Genomic DNA, 8,809 nt, shown 5'->3' with positions numbered 1-8,809 from the left:
TGTGCGCAATCCAGATGTCCTCTTGCTTCTCCCGCTGCTTGCGCGTCCCCATCGACATGCGCGACATTCTACGAACTATGCCTGTGGATACTTCAGTACTTTCCGCTCACGAATCCAGACTTGCACCACGGGCTGCTAGACGTTTGGGTTAGGTGATAGCTGATTGAAAGATTCTTCGGCTCGAGACAGTGGATGGCGGCACGCTTGGGAGCGGCCGGAGGCAAGTCCAGGAGTGCGGTCAAAACATCGGCTTCGCGCAGGAATGGCCGGCTCGGCGGCAGGCCGAAGAAAGTTGCTGCCGGATAGGATCACGCCGAGTTTGCCACGCCCAGGAATCTTTGCCGCACGACTTCAACAATCTCGCCATGCACCACATCCCCCGGCCGCCGCGCGTCCAGCATCAGCACGCGCTGCGGCTCGCGTTTGGCGATGGCGTGATAGGCCTGCTGCACGCGCGTGAAGAACGCCTGGTTCTCCTGCTCGAAGCGGTTCTCGTCGGCCTCGCCACCCTGCGCGGTTGCCACCTTTGCCAGGTTGCGGCGCCGCGCCCGCGCCACGCTGGAGGCCACATCGGAATCCATCAGCACCGTCATGTCGGGCTGAAGATCGCCGCACACCACCCAGTGCATGGTCAATACCGCCTCGCTGCCCAGGCCGCGCCCGCCGCCCTGGTACGCCTCCGACGAATCGGTGAAGCGGTCGCACAGCACCCAAATTCCTGCGTTGAGCGCAGGCAAAATCTTCTCGTAAGCCTGTTGCGCGCGCGCCGCAAACAGGATTGCCAGCTCGGCGCGCGGCGCCAGGCCCAAAGTCGCCGAATCGAGCACGATGCTGCGCAGGCGCTCTCCAATCGGCGTTCCTCCCGGTTCGCGCGTGACCACCACCTCGATGCCTTCGGCGCGCAGTACCTCCGCCAGCCGCTTCAATTGCGTGCTTTTGCCGCAGCCATCCAACCCTTCGAAGGTGATGAACCGGCCTCGTTTTCGTGCGCTCACGCGCGCCATGATACCATCGCGCTTCGAGCATCTGCGGCGGGCGCGCCAGTGGGGGCGTACTCGCAAAACGTAACTCCATCCGGGAGCACTGATGATTTTGGCTCGTCCTCGTCTTGTCCTTTGGTGCCTGCTCTTAACCTCTACTATGGCCCTGGCTGCCGCGCCGCAGCGCCGCTCCGCCGCCCCTGCCAAAGTGCTTCCGCCGACCATCTCCCTCGCGGTGGATGCCACCCAGGCCGCGCAGAAGATTCTGCACGCGCGCCTTACCATGACGGTCACACCCGGACCGCTCACCCTGCTTTACCCCAAGTGGATTCCCGGCGAACACATGCCCCATGGCCCGATTGTGGACAGCGTCGGCCTGAAATTCAGCGCCGGTGGGCAGACGCTTCCCTGGCGCCGCGACGATGCGGACATGTTTACCTACCACCTCACCATCCCGGCGGGCGTGAGCCAGCTCGAAATCGCGCTCGACTACGCCTCGCCCGTCGCCGGCGAAGGAGGCTTCTCTGCCGGCGGCAGCGCCACCGACAAGCTCGCAGTCATCAGTTGGAACCAACTCCTCCTTTATCCCGCCGGATTTACCAGCGACCAACTGACGTACGAGGCTTCGCTAACGCTGCCGCAAGGATGGAAGTTCGGCACCGCGCTGCCGCAGTCTGGGACGCTACAGCGTGTCGACAGCCAGAAGATGAATATGGCTCTCTTCCAGCCCGCCACGCTGACCACGCTGGTGGACTCGCCGGTCATCGCCGGCGAATACTACCGCTCCGTGCCGCTGTCGCCCGAAGGCGAAGCGCGTCCGGCTGAGCTGGACATGGCGGCCGACAGCGCCGCCGCCGTTGACATCGGCCCAGACGTGCAGAACCGGATGCGCAACCTCGTCGCCGAAGGTGGCGCTCTGTTTGGCGCGCGCCACTACCGCGATTATCACTTCCTGCTCTCGCTCAGCGATCACGTCGCGCACTTCGGCCTGGAGCACCACGAGTCCAACGACAGCCGCGTCTCCGAGCGCGCCCTCATTGATGACAACCTGCGCCGCGTCGCTTTCGGCGATCTGCTGCCGCACGAATACACCCACTCCTGGAACGGCAAGTACCGTCGGCCGCTGGGGCTCAGCACACCCGACTTCCAGCAGCCCATGAAAGGCGAGTTGCTCTGGGTGTACGAAGGTCTGACGCAGTATTTCGGCAAGCTGCTGGCCGCGCGCTCCGGCATTTGGTCGGCTGACGATTTTCGCGACAACGTCGCCCTGCTCGCCGCCGAGCTGGCGCATCGCCCCGGCCGGCAGTGGCGCCCGTTGGAGGACACCGCGGTCGCCGCGCAAATCCTCTACGAATCATCGCCGCAGTGGTCGAGTTGGCGCCGCGGCGTCGATTTCTACGATGAAGGCGCCCTCATCTGGTTGGACGTCGACGCCACCATTCGCCGCCTCACCAACAACCAGAAATCCATGGACGATTTCGCCAAGCTGTTCTACGGCCCGCCCGATAATCCGCCGGGTGTCGCGCCGAACGTGAAGCCGTACACGATTGACGACGTCGTTTCCACTCTCAACCAGGTCGCGCCCAACGACTGGCGCAAGTTCCTCCTCGACCGCGTCGCCACGGTCGGTCCCAACGCCCCGCTCGGCGGCCTCGAGGGCAGCGGCTGGAAGCTGGTCTACACCGACACGCCCAGCGGCCTGCAGCGCACCCGCGATTCCATCGAGCGGGATGCCGACTTGCGCTATTCCCTCGGCCTGCTCCTCAACCGCACCGGGCGCGTCGCCGATTCCGTCTTTTTCATGCCCGCGTATCAGTCCGGGATCATGCCGGGCATGACCATCGTCGCCGTCAATGGGCGGAAGTATTCGGCCGAAGTGCTCCACGACGCCGTCAAAGCGGCGAAGAACGACTCCGCGCCCATTCAGTTGCTGGTGGAAAATTCCGAATACTACAAGACCTATTCCGTGAACTATCACGACGGGGACCGCTACCCGCACCTGGTGCGCGACCCGTCAAGAACGGATTACTTGGGCGACATGATCAAGCCGCGCCAGACGCCTGCGAAGTAGTTGTCAGTCGTGAGTCCATTGGCCCGGGCGATTCGGCGAGCTGTGCAGGCTTGGGAGGTTGTTCCACCTGAAATCTCAACTTCGCTGGACGATGGCGCTGTCGCTGGCGCCGTCGACCAAGCCGACCTCGTCAGCAGCGCGGCTCAAGCGGTTGCCGATCAAGCTGATGTCGCGGTTGGCCGCACCCTTCAGTTCGAGGAAGGTGCTGGTACCTTCGGGAGCGGTGCAGGAATGCACCACCGCGTCGGTAACGTTTTCCAGGCGAACGACGGGTTCGCCGCTGTTTGGCTTGCGCGTGGTCGCCCCGCTGAGGACAAGGTCGTGAACCGTATCAGCAACGAGCATCGGTCCCTTCGCCGCATTCACCACGGCATCGGAGAATCTGACGCCGATTGCGTTGGTACAAGCAATGCCGCTTTCCGCACTCTCGACCGCGAAGTTGCTGATACTGAGTTCTTCGATCGGCATCTCGGGAAGGCCTTCGATGACTGCCGCCTTCTTAACATTGGTGGCGAAGATGTCACTGAAATGGAAGTTGCGGAACCGGGGCGTACCCTCGTTGACCGGTTCGGACTTGTGAAGGTCGCCCCCGGTGTAGAACATGGTGACCACCACGGCCTCGCCGACATGACGCATCACCAGGTTGGAGGCGCGGACGTTCTCCACGACGTTGCCGCGGCTCCTGGCGGTCTTGAAGCGTAGCCCGCGCTGGGTTCCGTCGCAGACGCAGTTGCTGATGGCAACGTTTCTCACGCCGCCCGCTGTTTCGCTGCCTATTCCCACGCCGGCATGACCTGTGCCGAAGATGCAATCGGTGATAGTGAGATTCTCGCAGGGGATTCCATCCTCGCGGAATTTGTACCCAGACTTAATAATGATGCAGTCGTCGCCCACGCTGATGTAGCAGTTTGCGATGCGCACATTGCGGCAGGAGTCGGGATCGATACCGTCGGTGTTGGGAGAATTTTCGGGCGCGGTGATGGTGAGACCGTCGATGACCACGTTAGCGCACCGCACCGGGTGGACATTCCACGAGGGCGCGTTGACGATGCTGATGCCGGCGATCCGAACGTTGCGGCAGCGGAAGAGGTTGATCATCCGCGGGCGGCCCCATTGCAGCAGGGATCCGGGAGGATTCTCCGGTTCGCGCTCCTCGAGCCCCAGCTTGCGCCGCAGATTCCGGTCCTGGCGAAAGGCTTTCCACCAGGCTTCGCCCTGTCCATCGAGTACGCCGCGGCCGGTGATGGAGACGTTCTCCAGATCAAGCCCGGTGAACAAAGCGGCATAGGTTGTACGATCGATCCCTTCCCAGCGCCCTTGTATGGCAGGTACAGCACTGAAGTCGGTGGTGAACAGGAGAGTCGCACCTGCCAGAATCTCGACTTCCATGTGGCTCTTTAGGAAGATTGCGCTGGTGAGAAAGTTGCCGGCCGGCACGATGACCTTGCCTCCGCCGGACTTCGCACAAGTGTCCACTGCTGCCTGGATCGCCGCAGTGCACAGAGTCTTGCCGTCGGGAACGGCGCCGAAGTCGAGGATGCTGCACAGCGAGGTACGAGAGCCCTGCGGAGCCGGAACCCGTTCCGCACCGTACGCGCTTGCGACTGGAACGGTTACGGCGGTGACAGCTGCCAGGCCTCTTATGAAGTCGCGACGCGGGCTATCGTCAGACATCTTCCCCCCTTGCCTTCAGCGGGCGCTACTGGACCGCCAGCGACACCTGAAGCGGCGCGCGCAGGCGAGTTGCGAACTGGGCAACGTAGCGGTCCCACTCTTCGGGGCCTTTGAAGTCGCCGCTCTTGTTCCAGCCAAAGCCGGCGTAATAGATAGCGACCTTGTCGGGCGGCAATTTCGCGGTGACAAGGTAGTTCTTGCTGTCTTCCGCTTTACTGATCACGCTTGCGGGATCGACGATGACAGCGCAACCCAGTTGGCCATCATCGCCCTTCAGGGATTCCCAGGCACGGAGCGTGCCAAGGTCGGGCGAAAAAGCCAGTTGAACCGCCGCCGATTTCCTGATGCCGGTAGCTTCAGTGAGTTCGCCCGAGCCACTCTCGACGGTGTAGTGGCTTTCGAAGCGATCAAGGTTCTGGCCGGCATCGAGGGTAATTCGCTTCACCATGGAAACGCGTACGCCGCCCGCCTGCCATGCCGGGTAGACAAGCTCGAACATGACGCGGATGGGCCCGTTGGCGAGCACGCGCGAATCGCGGAAGTTGGCGGACGGATGGAGTTGTCCACCGGCCCAAAGGCCGTCTCCGCCGCAGCCGCGGCTGCTGCCGGCAGAGTACAGGTCGGCGCCCTCACCGTGATCGTGGTGATAATCGTCCACCATGTACCAATCGTTGATCACCAGCTTTCGAGTGCGCTTGCTCCACACATCGACCGCACTGCTGGTCAGCGGCTCCTGGGCCCAAGTCTCCAGCGCCGCACCGTACATGCGGTGAGCGATGCGATCGTTTTCCCAGGCGAAGTCGTCGCGGCGTTCTCGCACGAAACGGCCGTAGGCCTTGAACTGTTCACGGGCGGCGATTTGTTTTTCACCAACCGTGAGAACAAACTTCAGCGCCTGCGACGGTCCGATGTCGGTCTGAAACAGAAGTTGGTCCTGGGTACCGTCGTCGTTCAAGTCGACAGCTTGAACGAGCAGATCCTGCGAGGAGCGGGCATCGCGCACATGGACCCGCCGGACGTCATCGACGCCGAGAATTCGCCGCAGCTCGGCAGCGTCCAGGACAATGGTCTCGGAGGATCGAGCGAGACCAATGGGGTTCTTCACTGTGACGGTGGCGGATGAGGAAGCCGCCGTGGCGGGACTTACGGCAGCCAAGAAGCTCAGGCCGATCAGCAATAAGCCAATAATGCGGGCCATGTACTGCTCCTCTTACTACTTCTGGCGCGGACGGTAATGAAAGGTGTTGAGCTTGCGTTCGACATCGAATGAGCGGAGCATCTGGATCATCTCCGCGCCGGCGAGCAGGGTAGGGCCGTAGCCCTGCATGGCGCGGAGACTGGTCGGACGGTTGTAGTAGTAAACGGCATCATAGGCAGCGGTCGTGCCAACGCAGATGCCGTCAATCTCTCCGCTCTCACGCACACGCGTGGCAACGGCCTGCCAACCGGCTTGCGCAACCGGGGCATAGATCGGGCTGAGCCAACCGCGATTCACTCCGCGCGCAATGGCAAAGGTAAACATCGCAGATGCCGAGGTCTCTAGATAGCTATCGGTACGATCGAGCAGTTGGTGCCACAGGCCATTGCCGGCTTGCAGCTCGGTGACGCCTCGAATGCCCGCTTGGAAGAGCTCGAGCACGCGTGGGCGATCCGGATGATTGTCCGGCATAACGCTCAAAAGTTCAGCCAGGGACATCAGGGCCCAGCCGTCGGCGCGGCCCCAGTAGAACCGGGGGTCGTGATCAACTCCCTGAAACCAGGCGTGGTCGTAGAGCCCATTGGCGGGGTTGAAGACGCGTGCCGACATCTGGATGGCTTGCCGGGCGGCATCGTCGATGTACTTGCCATCGCCCGTGAGGTGTCCCATCTGCGCCAGCAGCGGGATGCTCATGTACATGTCATCGGTCCAGATGGAAACCGGCTGCGGCCGCGGGCGCGCCAGAGTGCCGTCGGACATGCGCATCATACTGTGGAAAACGAAGTCGGCAGCCACGTCGATGGTCTCGCGGTAGCGTGGGTCCGGCTTCTTCCCATAGGCCTGGATGAGAGCAAAGCCGATGGCGCCGCAGTCATCGAGTTCGTGCATCGCCAGCAGACGGCGATAGCCGCGCGGCCGCGGCCCAAACTGCTGGGCCTGGCGGCGGAAGTAATCGAGATGGGAGAATATGAAGTCGAAGTTCTTGAGCGCGTAGTCCTGGTAGCGGCGATCCCCGGTCACATCGGAAACGTGCAACATGCCTGCCAGCGCAACCCCGGTAGAGTAGGTCCAGTCGTTGAACTCTCCGTTGCTGAGATCGACTTCGGCGGTTTTCACCGGATGGGAGAAGTCGGCGATGGGTCTGCCGGTACTGGAATCAATGATGCGATACGGCGTGGAGCCGACGAAGTGAGCAAGGATGCGATCGAGCGTGGCCTTGATCTCGGCCTCGGTGGGAACGGTATAGTCCACGCCCGGCGCGAGAGAAGGTTCGGAGAACGATGGATCGCTGCGTCCCGGCTGCTGGGGAACCGTCGTCGGCGTCTGTGCGATTGCGCCGATGGCGACGGCCAGTACGAAGGGCAGCGCTCTTCCGAAGACGACGGTCGCTGCTCCGCTCATGCCGGTTCTCCGCACTTCGCCAACTGCTTGCCGGCGACTGCGCCTTCGGTTGTGCCCTGGTCGAGTTCCAGTCCGAGATACTGCCTGGAGTTTTCGAAGCAGATGTTCCGCACCATGCCCCCGATGAGCGCTTCATCGCCTGGCAACTCGCCACTTTCCATGTCGGCCCCAAGCATGTTGCACAGGACGCGGCGGAAGTACTCATGGCGTGGATAGGACATGAAGGAACGCGAATCGGTGAGCATGCCGATGAAACGCGACAGAAGGCCTGCGTTGGACAGCGCATTGATCTGCCATTGCATGGCTTCCTTCTGATCGAGGAACCACCACCCGCTACCGAACTGGATTTTTCCGGCCACCGATCCGTCCTGAAAGTTGCCGATCATGGTCGCGAGGACGTAGTTGTCAGCCGGGTTCACGTTGTACAGGATGGTTTTCGGCAGCGCATTCTCGCGATCCAGTGCGTCAAGGTAGCGGCCCAGCGCCTCAGCCTGCGGCCAGTCGCCAATGGAGTCAAAGCCGGTGTCGGGACCGAGTTGTTGCAGCAGGCGGGTATTGGCGTTGCGGAGCGCACCCAAATGCAACTGCTTGGTCCAGCCTTTTTCGGCATCGAGGTGGCCGAAGTAGAGCATCATGAATGATGCGAACTGCTGCTGCTCGAACGACGTAGCGGCCTTGCCCGCCCGGGCATTGTCGAATATGCGGGCCGCCGTCGATTCCGGACAGAAATCGGCATAGCAGTAGTTCAGGCCATGATCGGAGAGACGGCAGCCCATGGCGTGAAAGAAATCGTGCCTCTGGCGAAGGGCAGCGAGAAGGCTATCGAGCTTGTCGATGTCGATGTTGCTGGCCGAAGCCAAGCGATCTATCCACGAGTTGAGCAGGCTGGGTTGGTGCACGTTGAGCGCTCTGTCGGGCCGGAATGCGGGATAGACACGCGTGCCGAATGGCCGGCCGGCAATCTGCTGGTGGAAGGCGAGGTCGTCAGTAGGATCGTCCGTGGTGCAAAGGGCCTTCACCGCGAACTTTTTCAGGATGGCCTGAGTGCGAAGGCTTTCTCCCGCAAGCTGGGCGTTCGCCTTCTCCCAAATCTCGCGGGCGGTGCGTTCATCGAGCAAGTCATCGATTCCGAAGTAGCGTTTGAGTTCGAGATGAGCCCAGTGGAAGAGCGGATTGCGAATCGTGTGCGGCACGGTGCGGGCCCAGGCCAGGAACTTGTCGAACGCAGAGGCGTCGCCGGTGCAGTAGCGCTCGGGCTCGCCGTCGGCTCGCATGGCGCGCCACTTATAGTGGTCGCCTTCCAGCCAGATTTCGAAAAGATTGCGAAAGCCACGGTTCTCGGCGATGTCCCTGGGCGAGAGGTGGCAGTGATAGTCCAAGATCGGCTGATGCTCGGCATAGCCGTGATAAAGGCGCTTCGCGGCTTGCGAGTGCAGAAGGAAATCTTCGTGGATATAGCCCATTGCTCTCCTCCTGGGCTGGCGG

At 62.1% G+C, this 8,809-nt stretch carries 6 protein-coding genes; 1 reads left to right on the top strand and 5 read right to left on the bottom strand.

From position 1 onward, the window contains the following. Window positions 1–308: 308 nt before the first annotated feature. A complete protein-coding gene (gene tmk / locus LAN64_11375) occupies window positions 309–1,004 on the bottom strand; it encodes a dTMP kinase (GenBank protein MBZ5568438.1) in 696 nt (231 codons plus the stop codon). Window positions 1,005–1,140: 136 nt separating this feature from the next. Between tmk and LAN64_11370 the strand changes: the two genes are divergently transcribed. Continuing rightward, window positions 1,141–3,051, top strand: coding sequence for a M61 family peptidase (locus tag LAN64_11370; GenBank protein MBZ5568437.1), 1,911 nt, complete (start codon window positions 1,141–1,143; stop codon window positions 3,049–3,051). 75 nt (window positions 3,052–3,126) lie between these two features. On the opposite strand, the gene LAN64_11365 is transcribed toward LAN64_11370, so the two are convergent. From LAN64_11365 to uxaC, 4 genes are read right to left on the bottom strand one after another with little or no spacing between them, the layout of a single operon-like run. Continuing rightward, entirely contained in the window at window positions 3,127–4,725 is a 1,599-nt protein-coding gene (locus tag LAN64_11365; protein ID MBZ5568436.1) for a glycoside hydrolase family 28 protein, read from the bottom strand. A 25-nt stretch (window positions 4,726–4,750) separates the two neighbouring features. Next, entirely contained in the window at window positions 4,751–5,923 is a 1,173-nt protein-coding gene (locus tag LAN64_11360; GenBank protein MBZ5568435.1) for a DUF4861 domain-containing protein, read from the bottom strand. Window positions 5,924–5,938: 15 nt separating this feature from the next. Further along, complete coding sequence (locus LAN64_11355) at window positions 5,939–7,324, bottom strand: glycoside hydrolase family 88 protein (GenBank protein MBZ5568434.1); 1,386 nt, start codon at window positions 7,322–7,324, stop codon at window positions 5,939–5,941. Continuing rightward, window positions 7,321–8,787, bottom strand: a complete 1,467-nt coding sequence (gene uxaC / locus LAN64_11350) for a glucuronate isomerase (GenBank protein ID MBZ5568433.1) — start codon at window positions 8,785–8,787, stop codon at window positions 7,321–7,323. Before uxaC ends, LAN64_11355 begins: the two co-directional genes overlap by 4 nt. Between the last annotated feature and the right edge of the window lie 22 nt (window positions 8,788–8,809).

The sequence above is a fragment of the Terriglobia bacterium genome (assembly GCA_020073185.1).
Lineage (GTDB): Bacteria > Acidobacteriota > Terriglobia > Terriglobales > Acidobacteriaceae > JAIQGF01.
The sequence above is the reverse complement of the archived record's forward strand: the minus strand, read 5'-3'. Positions and strand labels throughout refer to the sequence as shown.

What these genes read in the sequence shown, in the direction of transcription:
- LAN64_11360 (MBZ5568435.1), bottom strand. Translation starts at nt 5,923, where the DNA reads ATGGCCCGCATTATTGGCTTATTGCTGATCGGCCTGAGCTTCTTGGCT.
- LAN64_11355 (MBZ5568434.1), bottom strand. Translation starts at nt 7,324, where the DNA reads ATGAGCGGAGCAGCGACCGTCGTCTTCGGAAGAGCGCTGCCCTTCGTA.
- tmk (MBZ5568438.1), bottom strand. Translation starts at nt 1,004, where the DNA reads ATGGCGCGCGTGAGCGCACGAAAACGAGGCCGGTTCATCACCTTCGAA.
- LAN64_11365 (MBZ5568436.1), bottom strand. Translation starts at nt 4,725, where the DNA reads ATGTCTGACGATAGCCCGCGTCGCGACTTCATAAGAGGCCTGGCAGCT.
- LAN64_11370 (MBZ5568437.1), top strand. Translation starts at nt 1,141, where the DNA reads ATGGCCCTGGCTGCCGCGCCGCAGCGCCGCTCCGCCGCCCCTGCCAAA.
- uxaC (MBZ5568433.1), bottom strand. Translation starts at nt 8,787, where the DNA reads ATGGGCTATATCCACGAAGATTTCCTTCTGCACTCGCAAGCCGCGAAG.